The 16,292-nt window shown below is 69.7% G+C and carries 14 protein-coding genes; 9 read left to right on the forward strand and 5 right to left on the reverse strand.

The genetic code is table 11. From position 1 onward, the window contains the following. Window positions 1-48: 48 nt before the first annotated feature. The 4 genes from hpf to AC1XX3_RS11805 all read left to right on the forward strand — a co-directional run bounded on the left by hpf (window position 49) and on the right by AC1XX3_RS11805 (window position 6,352). On the forward strand, window positions 49-690 hold the full coding sequence (hpf, locus tag AC1XX3_RS11790) for a ribosome hibernation-promoting factor, HPF/YfiA family (protein ID WP_483321338.1): 642 nt from the start codon (window positions 49-51) through the stop codon (window positions 688-690). 110 nt (window positions 691-800) lie between these two features. Further along, a complete protein-coding gene (locus tag AC1XX3_RS11795; RefSeq protein ID WP_483321339.1) occupies window positions 801-2,045 on the forward strand; it encodes a winged helix-turn-helix domain-containing protein in 1,245 nt (414 codons plus the stop codon). A 149-nt stretch (window positions 2,046-2,194) separates the two neighbouring features. Next, a complete protein-coding gene (gene secA, locus AC1XX3_RS11800) occupies window positions 2,195-5,179 on the forward strand; it encodes a preprotein translocase subunit SecA (RefSeq protein ID WP_483321340.1) in 2,985 nt (994 codons plus the stop codon). Window positions 5,180-5,314: 135 nt separating this feature from the next. Continuing rightward, complete coding sequence (locus tag AC1XX3_RS11805; RefSeq protein ID WP_483321341.1) at window positions 5,315-6,352, forward strand: DUF3048 domain-containing protein; 1,038 nt, start codon at window positions 5,315-5,317, stop codon at window positions 6,350-6,352. Window positions 6,353-6,421: 69 nt separating this feature from the next. On the opposite strand, the gene AC1XX3_RS11810 is transcribed toward AC1XX3_RS11805, so the two are convergent. Then, the gene (locus AC1XX3_RS11810; protein ID WP_483321342.1) at window positions 6,422-7,054 is read right to left on the reverse strand and encodes an Rv3235 family protein; all 633 of its coding nucleotides are present in this window, start codon (window positions 7,052-7,054) and stop codon (window positions 6,422-6,424) included. 152 nt (window positions 7,055-7,206) lie between these two features. Between AC1XX3_RS11810 and AC1XX3_RS11815 the strand changes: the two genes are divergently transcribed. Continuing rightward, window positions 7,207-7,695: a phosphoribosyltransferase gene (locus AC1XX3_RS11815; protein ID WP_483321343.1), complete on the forward strand. Its 489-nt coding sequence runs from the start codon at window positions 7,207-7,209 to the stop codon at window positions 7,693-7,695. A gap of 33 nt (window positions 7,696-7,728) precedes the next feature. Here the strand turns inward: AC1XX3_RS11815 and AC1XX3_RS11820 are convergent, their stop codons facing one another. The 3 genes from AC1XX3_RS11820 to AC1XX3_RS11830 form a co-directional block, all read right to left on the reverse strand. Then, the gene (locus tag AC1XX3_RS11820) at window positions 7,729-8,484 is read right to left on the reverse strand and encodes a GntR family transcriptional regulator (protein ID WP_483321344.1); all 756 of its coding nucleotides are present in this window, start codon (window positions 8,482-8,484) and stop codon (window positions 7,729-7,731) included. A gap of 74 nt (window positions 8,485-8,558) precedes the next feature. Further along, a complete protein-coding gene (locus tag AC1XX3_RS11825; RefSeq protein ID WP_483321345.1) occupies window positions 8,559-9,884 on the reverse strand; it encodes a hypothetical protein in 1,326 nt (441 codons plus the stop codon). A gap of 13 nt (window positions 9,885-9,897) precedes the next feature. After that, window positions 9,898-10,422, reverse strand: coding sequence for a hypothetical protein (locus AC1XX3_RS11830; protein WP_483321346.1), 525 nt, complete (start codon window positions 10,420-10,422; stop codon window positions 9,898-9,900). A gap of 225 nt (window positions 10,423-10,647) precedes the next feature. On the opposite strand from AC1XX3_RS11830, the gene AC1XX3_RS11835 reads away from it, so the two are divergent. From AC1XX3_RS11835 to pruA, 4 genes are all read left to right on the forward strand, one after another. Next, on the forward strand, window positions 10,648-12,777 hold the full coding sequence (locus AC1XX3_RS11835) for a WS/DGAT/MGAT family O-acyltransferase (RefSeq protein WP_483321347.1): 2,130 nt from the start codon (window positions 10,648-10,650) through the stop codon (window positions 12,775-12,777). After that, window positions 12,774-13,256: a DUF6912 family protein gene (locus AC1XX3_RS11840; protein WP_483321348.1), complete on the forward strand. Its 483-nt coding sequence runs from the start codon at window positions 12,774-12,776 to the stop codon at window positions 13,254-13,256. The genes AC1XX3_RS11835 and AC1XX3_RS11840 overlap by 4 nt, the downstream gene beginning before the upstream one ends. Window positions 13,257-13,282: 26 nt before the next feature. Continuing rightward, window positions 13,283-14,086: a non-homologous end joining protein Ku gene (gene ku / locus AC1XX3_RS11845; protein ID WP_483321349.1), complete on the forward strand. Its 804-nt coding sequence runs from the start codon at window positions 13,283-13,285 to the stop codon at window positions 14,084-14,086. Between the two features lie 81 nt (window positions 14,087-14,167). Further along, a complete protein-coding gene (pruA, locus tag AC1XX3_RS11850) occupies window positions 14,168-15,787 on the forward strand; it encodes an L-glutamate gamma-semialdehyde dehydrogenase (RefSeq protein WP_483322091.1) in 1,620 nt (539 codons plus the stop codon). Window positions 15,788-15,809: 22 nt separating this feature from the next. Here the strand turns inward: pruA and AC1XX3_RS11855 are convergent, their stop codons facing one another. After that, window positions 15,810-16,280: a DUF2505 domain-containing protein gene (locus tag AC1XX3_RS11855; RefSeq protein WP_483321350.1), complete on the reverse strand. Its 471-nt coding sequence runs from the start codon at window positions 16,278-16,280 to the stop codon at window positions 15,810-15,812. Window positions 16,281-16,292 lie beyond the last annotated feature (12 nt).

The following is a 16,292-nucleotide window of genomic DNA, read 5'->3' on the forward strand; positions in this document are numbered from 1 at the left end:
TCATCCTGACACGGGCCAGGAACCCACTAACACATCACGGAGGTTGACATGGATGTTGTCGTCAAGAGCCGGCACTGCAGCGTGTCGGATCAGTTCCGCAGCTATGTCGAGGAGAAGATCACTCGACTCGAGAAGCTGGACGACCGGGTGATCCGGGTCGAGGTGGAGGTCTCCGCCGAACGGAACAGGCGACAACACAACCAGGCCAGTCGGGTGGAGATCACCGTCCGCAGCAAAGGACCGGTGATCCGGGCCGAGGCCGCCGCCGAGGACAAGCCGGCCGCCTTCGACATCGCCTTGGACCGCCTGATGGCTCAGCTGCGCAAGGCCGCCGACCGCCGCCGGGTGCACCGCGGCTCTCGTACGCCGACGTCGTTGCATGACGCGACCGCGCAGCTGCCGCCGCCGGTGCCCGAGACGGAGCCGGAGACCGACGGGGCCGAGGTCCATACCGTGGCCGGCATCGAGGTCCAAGGAGACGGGCCGCTGATCGTCCGCGAGAAGACGCACACCGCCGTGCCGATGACCCTGGACCAGGCCCTGGACGCGATGGAGCTGGTCGGGCATGACTTCTATCTGTTCATCGACGCCGAACGCGGTACGCCGAGCGTGGTCTACCGTCGCAAGGCCTACGACTACGGCGTGATCCGGCTGGAGCCCGAGGAGCAGCTGGTCGGCAGCGGCGCCTGAGCCCAAGGCGCCTGAGCCACGACTCCCGAGCCGGCGCGGCTACCGCGCGGCGCCGGTTCGGGAGCCGGTGACCGGTGTCGTTGTCGGTGGTGGGCGATAGCCTGCCGCGCGTGGCTCGTGAACAGCTGTCCTTGGCTCAGGCTCGCCGCGTCGCTCTCGCGGCGCAGGGCTTCGGCGTGGCGCGACCCGACCGACCGGTCGGCATGCGTGACGTCCAGGCGGTGATCAACCGGCTCGGGCAGTTCCAGATCGACTCGGTCAACGTGGTCACCCGGGCCCATCTCACCCCGCTGTACTCCCGGCTCGGCCCGTACGACACCGGGCTGCTGGCGCGAGCCACGGCGGAGCATCCGCGCCGGTTGTTCGAGTACTGGGGCCATGCGGCCAGCCTGATCGACATCCGGCTGCAGCCGTACCTGCGGTTCCGGATGGCCGCCGGCTACCGCGACGTCTGGGCAGAGGTGGAACGGGTGGCGCGGGAGCGGCCCGACCTGGTGGCCTGGGTCCGCGCGGAGGTGGCCACGCGCGGACCGATCAGCGCGCGCCAGATCGAGCACGACGAGGTGCGTGACCGGAGCAGCTGGGGCTGGAACTGGTCGTCGGTGAAGACGGTGCTGGAGTGGCTGTTCTACGCCGGCGAGGTCACGTCGTCGCACCGGAACAGTCAGTTCGAGCGGGTCTATGACCTGCCCGAGCGGGTGATACCGCCGGCCATCTGGGCCCAGCCGACGCCGACGCCTGAGGACTCGGTCCGCGAGCTGGTCCGGGTGGCGGCACGGGCACTCGGGGTGGCGAGCGAGCCGTGTCTGCGTGACTATTTCCGGACCCGCTCGTCAGGAACGCGGGTGGCCATCGCCGAGCTGGTCGAGTCCGGTGAGCTGATGCCGGTCACGGTCCGCGGCTGGGACAGCCGGCCGACCTACCTGTGGCACGAGGCCCGGGTGCCTCGGCGGCTCGACGCCCGCGCGTTGGTCTCACCGTTCGACTCGGTGGTGTTCGAGCGGGCCCGGTTGGAGGCACTGTTCGACTTCTTCTATCGGATCGAGATCTATGTGCCCGAGGCGAAGCGGGTGCACGGCTACTACGTCTATCCGTTCCTGCTGGGGGAGGAGTTCGTCGCCCGGGTCGACCTCAAGGCTGACCGGGCCGCCGGGGTGCTCCGGGTCAATGCGGCCTGGGTCGAGCAGCGGTGCGAGCGAAGCGCCGGCGAGGTGGCCGAGCACCTGGCGGCGGAGCTGGCCAGCATGGCCGGCTGGCTCGGACTCGGGGAGGTGACGGTCAGCCCACGCGGTGACCTTGCCCCGGCACTCACCCTCGCTGTGGGCGGGGCCACGGCGGCCCGGGTGCTCACCTGAGGCGTGGCCCGCGTGGACTGGCCTACCATGGGACGTGCGCTGTCCCGGGGTGAACGGGTTGGCTCGCGCAGGAACCTGCGCTACTTTTCACCGGTTATCCCAGGTGGGACCAACCGTACGTGCGTCGACGAGGGAAGAAGAGCAATCCCGTGGCTTTAATGGACAAGTTGCTTCGCTTCGGCGAAGGCAAGATCCTCCGCCAGCTGAAGGACATCTCCAACCGGGTCAACGCCATCGAGGACGACTTCGTCGCGATGAGCGACGAGGAGCTCCGCGGCCAGACCGGCGACTTCAAGGCCCGGCTGGAGAAGGGCGAGACGCTCGAGCAGCTGCTGCCGGAGGCCTTCGCGACAGTGCGCGAAGCCAGTTCGCGGGTGCTGGGCAAGCGTCACTTCGACGTTCAGATCATGGGTGGCGCCGCGCTGCACCTCGGCAACATCGCCGAGATGAAGACCGGTGAGGGCAAGACGCTGGTCGCGACCGCGCCGTCGTACTTGAATGCGCTGACCGGCGACGGTGTCCACATCGTCACCGTCAACGACTATCTGGCCAAGTTCCAGTCCGAGCAGATGGGCCGGGTGCACCACTTCCTCGGTCTCGAGGTCGGGGCCATCTTGTCCCAGATGGACTCGGCCGAGCGCCGCCGGGCCTACGCCGCCGACATCACCTACGGCACCAACAACGAGTTCGGCTTCGACTACCTGCGCGACAACATGGCGCTCAGCCTCGAGGACTGCGTCCAGCGCGGCCACCACTTCGCGATCGTCGACGAGGTCGACTCGATCCTGGTGGACGAGGCCCGGACCCCGTTGATCATCTCCGGCCCGGCCGAGGACAGCCACGCCTGGTATCCCGAGATGGCCAAGCTGGTGGAGCGCCTGCAGCGTGACGTGCACTACGAGGTGGACGAGAAGAAGCGGACCGTCGCGATCTTGGAGACCGGCATCGACCTGGTCGAGGACCGGCTCGGCATCGACAACCTCTACGAGTCGGCCAACACCCCGCTGATCTCCTACCTGAACAACGCGCTGAAGGCGAAGGACCTGTTCCGCAAGGACAAGGACTATGTCGTCATCGACGGCGAGGTGTTGATCGTCGACGAGCACACCGGCCGTACGCTCACCGGCCGCCGCTACAACGAGGGTCTGCACCAGGCGATCGAAGCCAAGGAGAAGGTGGAGATCCGCGACGAGTATCAGACGCTGGCCACCATCACCTTGCAGAACTTCTTCCGGATGTACGACAAGCTCGCGGGGATGACCGGCACGGCGATGACCGAGGCCGCGGAGTTCCAGAAGATCTACGGGCTCGGCGTGGTGCCGATCCCGACCAACAAGGACATGATCCGCAAGGACCAGCGAGACCTGATCTATCGCACCGAGGAGGCCAAGTTCGCCGCCATCGTGGCCGACGTGGCTGAGCGGCACGAGAAGGGTCAGCCGGTCCTGATCGGCACCGCGTCGGTGGCGAAGTCGGAGATCCTGTCCGGCCTGCTGAAGAAGGCGGGCGTCAAGCACGAGGTGCTCAACGCCAAGCAGCACGACCGCGAGGCCGCCATCGTGGCGATGGCCGGCGCCAAGGGTGCGGTCACGGTGTCGACCAACATGGCCGGCCGTGGTACCGACATCATCTTGGGTGGCAACCCCGAGTTCCTGGCCGACCTGAAGCTGCGCAACGCAGGCATCGACCCGGTGGAGCGCTCGGACGAGTACGAGGAGCAATACCCGCAGTTGCTGGCCGAGTTCGAGGCGCAGACCGCGGTGGAGCACGAGGAGGTCGTCGAAGCCGGCGGTCTCTACGTGATCGGCTCGGAGCGGCACGAGTCGCGCCGGATCGACAACCAGCTGCGTGGCCGGTCGGGGCGCCAGGGTGACCCCGGCGAGAGCAGGTTCTATCTCTCGCTCGGCGACGACCTGATGCGGCTGTTCAAGTCAGACATCGTCGAGTGGGTGCTGCACGCTCTCAAGGTGCCCGACGACCAGCCGATCGAGAACAAGCGCGTCTCAGCCTCCATCGCCAGCGCCCAGTCGCAGGTCGAGGCGCAGAACTTCGAGACCCGCAAGAACATCCTCAAGTACGACGATGTGATGAACCGGCAGCGCCATGCCGTCTACGGCGACCGGCGCAAGGTGCTCGAGGGCGCCGATGTGGAGCAGCAGCTGCGGCGCACCGTTGAGACGGTGGTCGAGCAGTATGTGCGCGGCGCCACCGAGGGCTTCAACGAGGACTGGGACCTCGAGCAGCTGTGGACGACGGTGAACACGCTCTATCCCGTGTCGCTGAAGCGCGAGGACTACGAGGAGCGCGAGGACCTCGACCAGGCCGAGCTGGTGGAGGCGTTCAAGCAGGACGCCCAGGCTGCGTACGACAAGCGCGAGGAGTCGCTCGGCGCGGAGGTGATGCGCGAGCTGGAGCGGCGCGTGATGCTGACCGTGCTGGACCGCAAGTGGCGCGAGCACCTCTACGAGATGGACTACCTGCGCGAGGGGATCGGCCTGCGGGCCATGGCCCAGCGCGACCCGCTGGTCGAGTATCAGCGCGAGGGCGGGGCCATGTTCAACGCCATGATGGAGGCGTTCATGGAGGAGGTCGTCGGCTTCGTGTTCCACCTTGAGGTCGAGGTGGAGCAGGCCCCGGCGGTGGGCGTGGTCGCCGGCGCCGACGGTCGGGCCGTGCAGGTCGGTGCAGGGGCCAACGGCGCGACTGCGACCAGGGCGGGCCGCGGCCGGCGCAAGCCGCTGGTGGCCTCGGGTCCCGACCCGGACGGACCCGGGGTCGAGGTGCACACCGTGGACTCCGACACCGCGGACGTGGCCGAGCCGAGCGATGAAGAGCTGGCTGAGCTGGTGGCCCGGCACGAGGACCCGCTGACCGCCGGCGATGCCGCCGTGGACGTGGACCTCGACTCCGGTCGCGAGTCGGTGTCGGTGCGGCCGAAGGTCAAGGCCAAGGGACTCGCCCCGTCCGGCGGGCGCAACCTGTCCTACACCGCCCCCGGCGAGGACGGCTCAGTGAAGACGACCGGCAAGCCGCAGGCCAGCACGGCAGACGCGTACGCCGGCGTCGGCCGTAACGCGCCCTGCCCGTGCGGCTCGGGCAAGAAGTTCAAGATGTGCCACGGCCGCAATGGCTGATGTGCGTCTTCGACGCACTGGCTGATGTGCGTCGTCGACGCAACGGCTGATGTGCGTCGTCGACGCAACGGCTGATGTGCGTCGTCGACGCAACGGCTGACCTGCGTCTTCGAACTGTAGAGCTGAGGTATCCGCATGAGCAGACCCGTATGGAGACGGGCCCACACCCTCGTCGCCGTCATCGTGGCCGTGGTGCTCATCGGTGTCGGTGTGGCGGTGGCGGTGCGCTCGGGCTCCGAGGACACCGCCGCCCCATCCGCTCCGGCGTCCACCGCGGCGACCCGGTCGCCCGCGCCGGCCACCAAGCCGACACCGAAGCCGACGGCGGCCGACCCCGAACCCGAGATCACCACCGACCCGCTCACCGGCGGCAAGAAGTCGGCCAACGGGGTGTTCGCGGTGAAGATCGAGAACACCGCGGAGGCGCGTCCGCAGGTCGGTCTGACCGATGCCGACCTGGTGGTGGTCGAGGAGGTGGAGGCGTCGATCACCCGGATGATCGGGGTGTTCCATACCAGCTTCCCCGGTCGGGTCGGCCCCGTCCGTAGCGCGCGCAACACCGACGTGGAACTGCTGCCGTTGTTCGGCAAGCCGGGCCTGGTCTACTCCGGCGCCAACGCGAAGGTGCAGGCCAACCTGCGCTCGGCGTCCCTGGTGCCGATCGAGCGCTCCGACCGCGATCGCCGTCGGGTGGCGCCGCACAACGTGATGGTCGACCTGAAGAAGATCGCCGCTGATCACAAGGTGGGCAAGGCGCGCGACATCGGCTTGCGCTTCGCGGTCCGAGACGACCGGTGGACCAAGGCCGACAAGATGAGCACCGTGAAGGTGAAGGTGGGCCGGGACACCACGAGCTTCGCCTACCGCGACGGACGGTACGCCGTCAGCTGGAACGGGCGGGCCAACATCGACGGGGACAGCAATGCGGCGGTCCGTACCGACAATGTGGTGGTCATGTCGGTGAAGAACCACCGAGACCGCGACTCCACTTCCAAGATCTCCGTGGTGTCCGAGACCGTCGGCACCGGCAAGGTCACTCTCTACCGCGACGGCCGGAAGGTGACCGGCACCTGGTCGCGCGCCTCGGTCTCGGCCCCGTTGCGGTTCACCGACGCGGCGGGTAAGGACCTTCCCCTCAAGCCCGGGCAGTCCTGGCTGCTGCTGCAAGGCTGAGCCCGCCCAGGCGGCGCTAGTCCGCCCGCCGATATGGGCGGCGGTCACCCGCTGGTCGATGAGGAGCGGTCACCTGCTGGCTGAGGCGGTCACTCGCCGGGGGACCGCAGCGTCCGGCTCGGCCAGCTCAAGGGCCGTACACAGCCAGCGCCCGGACTGTGCCTCCAGCCGCAGTGCCAGCGCCCCACTGCGCCGGTCCCAGTCGACCCGAGCCACGGTCTCCACCACGGTCTCGGCCGGGCACTGCCACCGCAGCGAGCGGACCACCGGCGGCGCGACATTCCGCTCAGCGCGCGGGCGTCGCCCGCGGACCTGCCGCGAGATCGATGCCAGCACCTGCTGGTCCAGCCAGCGGTTCAGCTGGCCCACCGGACGTCGCCCGTGCAGCGTCTCCAGCAGGGCGTAGGTCAGCGCGGTAGCCCACGCACCAGGATCGGGCAGTCCTCGCGACGGTTGCACACTCCAGCTCCGCCCGGTCCGCCGGGCGAGGAGGGGCCCGGCCGCGGACCCCGGCCGCGACAAGGCGGGATCGCGCAGCTCAAGCACCGGCTGGCTGGCCGGCGCACCGGTCTCGCCCGGCTGGCCGACCCAGCACTGGGCCGGCGGACGGCTGTCGACGGCAGGCCGGGCCCACAACGGACCCGGCAAGCTGGTCAGGCCGGGCTGGACGGGCTGGACGGGCGGGACGGTTCGGGCGGTCATGGTTCTCCTGGATCGGGGCAAGCACCAGCCTCGCCGCCGTCCGCGGCCGGCAGAAGGAGGCGCTGCGGTTCTGTGGACAGGCGACCAGAGGTGCCGGCTCGTCGGCCGCACGCGTAGGCCAGAATGGCCTGACATCGCCGGAGGAGGAGTTCATGGACAGAGAGATCCTGACCTGGGAGACGTTCGGCCAGGCGAACCGGGCGCTGGCGCAGCAGGTGGCCGACTCCGGCTATCGTCCCGACATCCTGCTCGGCATCGCGCGGGGCGGACTGATCCCGGCCGGCGGCCTGGCGTACGCCCTGGACATCAAGAACCTGTTCACCATCAGTGTCGAGTTCTACACCGGGGTGGACGAACGGCTGGACGTCCCGGTGATGCTGCCACCGTTCCTCAACGCGGCTGACCTGGACGACGCCAAGGTGCTCATCGTCGACGACGTGGCCGACACCGGCAAGACCCTCGAGCTGGTGCACCGGTTCTGTGCCGGCCACGTGGCCGAGGCCCGCACCGCGGTGCTGTACGAGAAGTCGCACACGATCATCCACGCCGACTTCGTCTGGCGTTACACGGACCAGTGGATCAACTTCCCCTGGTCGTCCGAGCCGCCGGTTCTCACCCGGACAGGTGTGGTCGACGCCTGACCACCAGCCCCCGGCCCACGGTGCCGGTGAGACTCACACTACGAGGAACGACTGGATCGAATAGCCGGACGAGCGGTAGATGTGTCGCCCGAACTCGACGAACTGGCCGGTGTCGCCGTAGGCGACGCGGGCCACGGTGAGACAGGCCGCCGGCGTTTCCTCCGCCAGCAGGGTGGCCTCCTCGTCGGTCATCAGCCGGGCTCCGATCCGCTGATGGGCGATCTTCAGGTGAACGCCGGCGGCCTGCAGCAGCCCGTAGAGGCTGCCGTCGCGCAGGCTGTCCTCGGTGATGCCGAACCGCACCGGCAGATAGTTGGTCAGCACGGCGAGCGGTGCACCGTCGGACAGCCGCAGGCGCCGCACCTTCACGAACTCCGCGTCGGTGTCCTCCGAGGAGTCGATCGAGTCCTTGATGTCTTGGTCCAACGGGCCGATCTCGTACGACAGCAGCCGGGTGCCTGGCTTCTTGCCCGCTTTGGCCAGGTCCTCATACAGACTGGTGAGCCGTTCGTCGCGGTTGAACTGCGAGTGCACCACCTGGGTGCCCACACCGCGCTTGCGGACGAGCAGCCCTTTCTTGACCAGCTCCTGGATCGCCTGGCGTGCGGTGGGCCGCGACAGGCCGAGGCGCCGGGTGAGCGAGATCTCGTTCTCCAACCGGTCACCGGGGACCAGCGAGCCGTCCCCGATGGCCCGCTCGATGGCCTGAGCCAGCTGGTAGTACAGCGGCACGGAGGAGTTGCGGTCGAGCGTGATGTCCAGCTCGGGCGTACGGGGGACGTCGCTCATGCGGACATGCTATTCAGTTCCGACCTGCTGCTCCGATCTTCGGATGTCGCTCTGCCCACCCACATACGGCCCGGTCAGGGAGAGAACAGCAGCACCAGGCCCGAGCAGGTGTAGAAGACCATCACCAGCAGCATCGGCCACTGGGCGCGGAGCGCCGCTTCGGGTCGGACCAGCGCCAGTGACTTCTCGTGCGCGGCCACGATGCCGATGAGGTGGCCGAGCACGATCGCCCCGAGCTGCACCCAGGCCACCAGGGTGGGGTGGTTGAAGACGGCCGCGTTGACGCCCATCTCCGCTGAGCCGAAGACGTTCCACCCCCGGCCCAGGGGGTCGGAGAACGCGATGGCGGTCCGCTGCCCCTCGACGATCAGCAGGGTCGCGTAGTGGGCCACCGCGTAGCCGATGGCGATCGGCACCACCGACCCGGCCATCCTCGCCGGAAGGCTCCACGCCCGGACCGCCGGGTCGCGGCGGTAGCGCGCCATCCAGATCGCGGCCAGGCTGAAGGTGAGGATGACGATCAAGATCATGGCGAGCAGGCCGCCGGTGCCCCACCAGATCGGCGACACCGAGGAGCTCTGCACGGTCTGGATCCACCAGCTGGTGTTGGCGAAGCTGTCGTAGGCGGTGTTGCCGAGCAGCACCGCCACCACCGCGGTCGCGCCGGGCGGTGGGCGGAAGGCGTTGAGACCGGCCAGCGGGTTCACCAGCCGCAGCACCCCGTCGACGCGCCGCCACGGCGACAGTTGGGCGACGGCGGTGGCGTAGACCTCGAACGGGTCGGCGGCCCCGATCCACCGCCGGCCGAAGACCACTGCGCCCAGGATCAGAACGACCAGCCAGGCCAGAGCCCAGACCCGGAGCACGGCGAGCGTCGTCCGATCGGGCTGCACCAGCTCCAGCCAGCCGAAGGCGAACAGGCCGAAGGCGGCCGGCCACCAGCCGACCCGGGGGGAGAGCTGCAGCAGCCCTTCCGCTGGATCGGTGCGCGCCAGCAGGCACAGCCCCCGGTGCAGCGTACGCAGGGGGTTGGTGGCCCGCCAGACCTGACCCAGCAGCAGCGAGAGCGGGACCAGGCCGACCCACATCCACACGTAGACGAAGCCGAACACCGGGTTGGTCAACCTGTCCTGGCCGGCGAACATGGCCAGTCCCACCCAGGCGTACACCGCCAGGACCAGAGCTGAAGCCGCCACCCGCACCGCCGGGGCGTCGACCACCGCGGTCAGCCGCGGCAGTGCCAGACCACCGACCTCGGCGTAGCGGGGGCGCCGCCAGGCCACGAACAGCACCACGAACGACACCACCAGCGCTGCGGCCGCGCCGGCGACGACGAACGAGAAGGGCAGGGGCAGGTCGTGCCGGCTGGCGATGCCGTGCAACGGCACCAGGGTTCGCACGGCTGGGATGCTCTCAGCGGACGTTCAAGATGACGATGATCTTTTCGAGGTGGTGGGACTCGACCTCGAAGCTGCCGGCGTCGGTGGCGACGAACTCGGTGCTGGCCGGAACACCTGCCTTGACCTCCAGCTCGATCCCGTCGCCGGCGGTGTGCACGTGCACCTCGTCGTCGACGTCGCTGGTCACGTTCAAGATCACCTTCTGGCCGCGGGCGACGTCGACCTTCTTCCCGTTCGGACTGACCTGCCCCTCGGTGATCGTGATGTCGATCGTCACCGCGTCGGTCTCGGCGGACGCGCTGGGCGACGGGGTGGCCGAAGCGGCGCCGGTCGAGTCAGGGCTGGTCGAGTCAGGGCTGGTCGAGCCGGGGCTGGTCGACCCGGGGCTGGACGAGGTCGCGGTGCTCGGCGACGCCGGGGCGGACGAGCCGGGGGGAGCCGCAGGTGAGGTGTCGTCGGCACTGGTGCAGGCACTGAACGACAGCGCCGAGCCGAGCAGGACGGCGGTAGCCAGCAGACGGCGGGGGGAGGGGAGCATGACGCCCTTTCGTCGGAGACTGTCTGGGTGCGGCAGCGGGCGCGAACCCGCAGTTGAGATCCGGTACGGTCCCGACCTCAACCTTCGACCACGAACCACGATGCCTGCAGGTTCCCATCAGTCGGGTCTGATCGGTCACACCGCAGGTCCGAGGCCGGGTAGTACCGTATACGCCCTGGCCGAAGTGCCCTTCGACCGACGTCCGTCTGGATGGTAGGAGCTCCGATGCCTCAGCGCCTGACCCCTCTCGAGGTGTCCCTGCTGGCCCTGGACACCACCCACACCCCTGGCCATGTCGGCACCGTGGACGTGTTCGACGCCGGCCCGGACGGGTTCGACTACGAACGCCTGGTGAGCCTGATCCGGGAGCGGATCGCGTTCGTGCCCCGTTATCGGCAGCGGGTCCGGTCGATGCCGGCGAGGCTCGCCGGACCGGTCTGGGTCGACGACGAGGATTTCGACCTGACCTTCCACGTCCGCCGCTCGGCACTGCCGCGGCCGGGCACGATGGAGCAGCTGCGGGAGTTCGTCGGCCGGGTGATGGCCCGGCGGCTGGACCGGTCCCGCCCCCTGTGGGAGATGTATCTGGTCGAGGGCCTGGAGGACACCCGGTTCGCGCTGGTGGCCAAGTCGCACCTGTGCCTGGTGGACGGGATCGACACCGTCGACATCGGTCAGGTGCTGCTCGACGCGGACGCCGATCTCCAGCCCGCCCAGACCGACACCTGGCGGCCACTGCCCGAGCCGGGCTCGGTGGAGCTGCTGGCCGGTGCCCTGTGGGCCGGCGCCCGCGACCCCGGGCTGGCGCTGGAGAACGTCCGCGGCACCCTGACCGGTGCGCTCGGGGTCGCCGTCGCCGTCGGTGAGGCGGTCGGCGGGCTCGGTGGCACCCTCGGCGAGCTGGCCAGCACGGCCCTGCGCGGTGGTCGCGCCCCGGCCGACTCGCCACTGGCCGGTGCGGTCTCAGAACAACGACGGGTGGCCACGGTGGCCGCCTCCCTGGCTGACTTCAAGGCGGTCCGCGACGAGCACGACCACACGATCAACGACGTGGTGCTGGCGGTCATCACCGGCGGGCTGCGGTCGTGGCTGCTCACCCGGGGGGAGTCGCTCAGTCCCGGCAGCTCGGTCCGCGCCCTGGTGCCGATGAGCGTGACGGAGGACGACGGCGGCGTCACCTCGCTGGGCAGCCAGGTCGCTCCACACCTGCAGAGTCTGCCGGTCGGCGAGCCGAACGCGCTGATGCGGCTGCACCAGGTGGCGTACGGAACCCAAGCGCACAAGGACACCGGGCGGGCGGTGGGCGCGCGTACCCTCGCCGACATCGCGGGGTTCGCTCCCACCACCTTGCACGCGCTGGGCGTCCGGGTCGCCGGCGAGGTCGTGCGCCGCCAGCACGACCTGGTGGTGACCAACGTGCCGGGACCGCAGGTCCCGCTCTTCGCCGCCGGGTCACAGATGGTGGCCAGCTATCCGGTGCTGCCGCTCAGCGCCGGCCACCTGCTCGCCATCGGTGTCACCTCCTACGACGGGGCCGTGTTCTTCGGACTGACCGCCGACCGGGACGCGGTACGCGATCTCGACGTGCTGGCCCAGTGCCTGCGCGACGCGCTCGAGGAGCTGCTGGACACCACTGGCCGCGGCACGGTGACGCGGCAGCCGACCCGCAAGGCCTCCGAGGCCGCCAAGCGCGCGGCCGCCCTCAAGTCGGCCGCCCGGATGGAGGCCTCCCAGCGCGCGGCCGCGCAGAAGCGCGCGGCGGTCCGCAAGCTGGCTGTCCGGGCCGCCGAGCTGGGTGCCAGTGGCCTGGCCGGTACCCGGGTCCCGGGTCGCCCCGGCCGACCGCGGCCGGACCAGCAGGGCGATCCCGTCGAGCCGACGTCGTCCGCGCCGACACCGCGTCGGACGTCATCGCCGTCGCCCAGTCGCGCCCTGGCGAAGAAGGCCGCCGCGAGGAAGGCCGCCGCGAAGAAGGCTCCGACGAAGACCACCCCGACGAGGACCGCCCCGACGAGGACCGCCCCGACGAAGACCACCCCGACGAGGACCGCCCCGACGGAGACCACCCCGACGAGGACCGCCCCGACGGAGACCACCCCGACGGAGGACGCTCCGGCGGAGAACGTCGGCGCCGCCGCGAAGAAGTCGGCTCCGCCGACAACCGCCAGCAAGAAGGCGGCGGCGAAGAAGACGGCGACCAAGAAGACCGCGACGAAGAAGACGGCCACGAAGAAGACAGCAGCGCAGAAGACAGCAGCGCAGAAGACAGCAGCGAAGAAGACAGCAGCGAAGAAGACAGCAACGAAGAAGTCGGCTGCCCCGAAGCCAACGCCAGCCCCGGGGGAGAGCACATGAGCCGGATGATCTTCGTACCGCTGACTCCCGAGCAGGCGCGGTCGCTGCGGGCCGAGGGCTCGCTGGCTGGCCCGCTTCGCGCCCACACGGTCACCGCCGAGCTGCTCCGCAGCCACGATCTCGACGACTCCCTGGTCGAGGACGCGGAGTTTCAGGCTCTCACCTACGCCGGCGTCGCCGCCCTGGCGCTCGACACCGGCGGTCCCCGGCTGGTGGTTGCCGCCGACGTCGCCGAGGATGCCGTCCAGATCGGCGGGGACGACCCGTACGGGCTGGCGACGGTGAGCGCCCTGCACTGGCGCGAGGTGACCGCCCTGTTCAGCGACGAGCCACCGGTGCGCGCCACGGTCGGCTCGGTGCGGGCGATCGTCGCCGGTCGGGGCGTGGCCGAGGCCCTCACCTTGGCCGAGGTGGACCGGCTGGTCGACGACGCCGACCTGCTCTGGTATGCCCCCGAGGAGCTCGACTTCCTCCTCTGAGGGGGCGGATACGGCAGACTGGGGTCATGCCACGCTCAATCTGGAAGGGCGCCATCTCCTTCGGCCTGGTCACCATCCCGGTCAAGCTCTACTCGGCCACCGAGGAGAAGGACATCAGCTTCCGCCAGGTCCACCCCGAGGACGGGGGACGGATCAAATACAAGCGCGTCTGCGAGAAGTGCGGCCAAGAGGTTCCGTTCGCCGAGATCGCCAAGGGCTACGAGATGGCCGACGGTCGTCTGGTGATCTTGGACAAGGCCGACTTCGACCAGCTGCCGCTGGCCACCACCAAGGCGGTCGAGGTGGTCCAGTTCGTCGACGAGGACGAGGTCGACCCCACCTACTTCGCCAAGTCCTACTTCCTCCAAGCTGAAGGGCCGGGCACCAAGCCGTACGTTCTGCTGCGCGACGCGCTGGTCAAGACCGGGCAGTGTGCGGTGGTCAAGGTCGCCCTGCGCTCCCGCGAGGCGCTGGCCCTGATCCGTCCGAAGGACGGCGTACTGCTGATGCACACCATGCTGTGGCCCGACGAGCTGCGTGACGGTGCGTTCGCCGCACCGCCGGAGACGGTGACCGTGTCCGACGCCGAGGTGACCATGGCCGAGTCGTTCATCCACGCGCTGGCCGGCGACTTCCGTCCCGAGGACTTCACCGACGCCTACCGTGAAGCGGTCGAGACGCTGGTGGAGTCCAAGGCCTCCGGTGTGGACCTCCCCGAGGACGCTCCGGTGCCCGAGGAGGCCGAGGTGGTCGACCTGGTCGCGGCCCTGCGTGCGTCGGTCGAGGCGGCCAAGAAACGGCGGGAGGCGGCTCAGGCTCAGGCCATGTGAGCGGCCGGACCGCCGGCCGCGGCAAGGTCCGCACGTCTGGTCACCGCAGTGGGTGCGAGTAGCCTCGCAGGCGTGGATGCCATGACCAATGTCCCGACGCCCATCAACGAGCCAGTCCGCAGCTATGCCCCCGGAAGCGCCGAACGCGCTTCGCTGGAGTCCCGGCTGGCCGAGCTGGCCGGCGCCGACCCGCTCGAGCTGACCGCCGCCGTCGGCGGCCGCCGACGGCTGGGGGGCGGGGACTGGTTCGACGTGACGATGCCGTCCGACCACCACCATGTCCTGGGTCGGGCTCGGTCCGCCACCGCTGCGGACGCCACCGAGGCCATCGCTGCGGCCCGCGCGGCGGCACCGGCCTGGTCGGCCATGGCCTTCGACGACCGCGCCGCCATCTTCCTCCGCGCCGCCGAGCTGCTGGCCGGGCCGTGGCGCGACACCCTCAACGCAGCGACCATGCTCGGTCAGGGCAAGACGGTGCAGCAGGCGGAGATCGACTCCGCCTGCGAGCTGATCGACTTCCTCCGGTTCAACGTGGCCTTCGCCCGGCAGATCCACGCCGTCCAGCCGCTCTCCTCGCCCGGCGTCTGGAACCGCACTGACTATCGCCCGCTGGAGGGCTTCGTCTACGCGATCACGCCGTTCAACTTCACCGCCATCGCCGCCAACCTGCCGTGTGCTCCGGCGTTGATGGGCAACACCGTGCTCTGGAAGCCGAGCCCGACCCAGCAGTTCTCCGCGCACTTCACCATGGACCTGCTCGAAGCCGCCGGCCTGCCCGCTGGTGTGATCAACCTGCTGCCGGGCGATGGCCTCGCGGTGTCGGAGGTGGCGCTGGCCGATCCGGACCTGGCCGGCATCCACTTCACCGGCTCGACGGCGACCTTCCAGCACCTGTGGCGAAGCGTCGGCGCCGCCGTCACCCGCTACCGCGGGTATCCGCGCCTGGTCGGGGAGACCGGCGGCAAGGACTTCATCGTGGCGCACCCCAGCGCCGACCCAGACGTGGTCCGCACGGCGCTCATCCGCGGCGCCTTCGAATATTCGGGTCAGAAGTGCTCCGCCGCCTCCCGCGCGTACGTGGCCCGCAGCGTCTGGGACACCATCTCCGCCGACCTGGTCGATCAGACCGAGGCGCTCAGCATCGGCGACGTCCGGGACCTGTCGCACTTCAGCTCGGCGGTGATCGACCAGCGCTCCTTCGCCAAGCAGCGCGACGCCATCGCCCGGGCGAAAGCGGCCTCCGCGACCGAGATCATCGCCGGCGGACGGACCGACGACCGCGAGGGCTGGTACGTCCGGCCGACGTTGATCCGCTCCGACGACCCCCGCGACGAGGCCTTGACCACCGAATACTTCGGCCCGCTGCTGGGCATCCACGTCTACGAGGACGCGGACTTCACCGACATCCTCACCGTGGTCGACGAGGCTGCTCCCTACGCCCTGACCGGCGCCATCCTGGCCGATGACCGAGCCGCGCTCAACCAGGCGGCTACGGCGCTGCGCAACACGGCCGGCAACTTCTATCTCAACGACAAGCCGACTGGAGCCGTGGTGGGCCAACAGCCGTTCGGCGGTTCGCGGGCATCGGGGACGAACGACAAGGCCGGCTCGATGTGGAACCTGATCCGCTGGACCAGCCCGCGGTCGATCAAGGAGACCCTGGTGCCGCCCACCGCTCACGCCTACCCGTACATGGGCTGACCGAGCGGGTGGGCGGAACGCCTCAGCGGCTCAGCCAGGTGTTGCCGACCGACTGATGGGTGCGAAAGCCCGAGGTGATGGCCGGTGCCGCAGCCTGCTCCATCTTCTTGCCGAGCAGCGGGATGGCGACCTTCAGGTTCGCGGCCAGCACCAGCCGGGTGCCGGCGCCGCCGGGGCTGATGGTCATGGTGCCGTTCATCGTCAGCGGCTGACCTGGGACCGTCAGCTTCAACGCGCCGACCCGGGACCCGTCGGCCTGCGGCTCGCCCCAGGTGACCTCTTCCACGACCGTCAGGGTCGGGCCGGTGAAGCGCGCGGCGACGTCGGGTGCGGGCAGCGTACGGCTGGTGCGGGTGGTCGGCTCGGCGACCGAGGCGTCGTACTCCTGGGCGTGGCTGGCCTCGCACACCTGCTCGAGATACTGCTGGTCGGTCATCATCGCGTACACGGCACTGGGCTCGGCGGCGAACTCCGCCTCGGAGGATATGTCCATGGCGGCAGTCTG

This window comes from Microlunatus sp. M237, assembly GCF_056896895.1.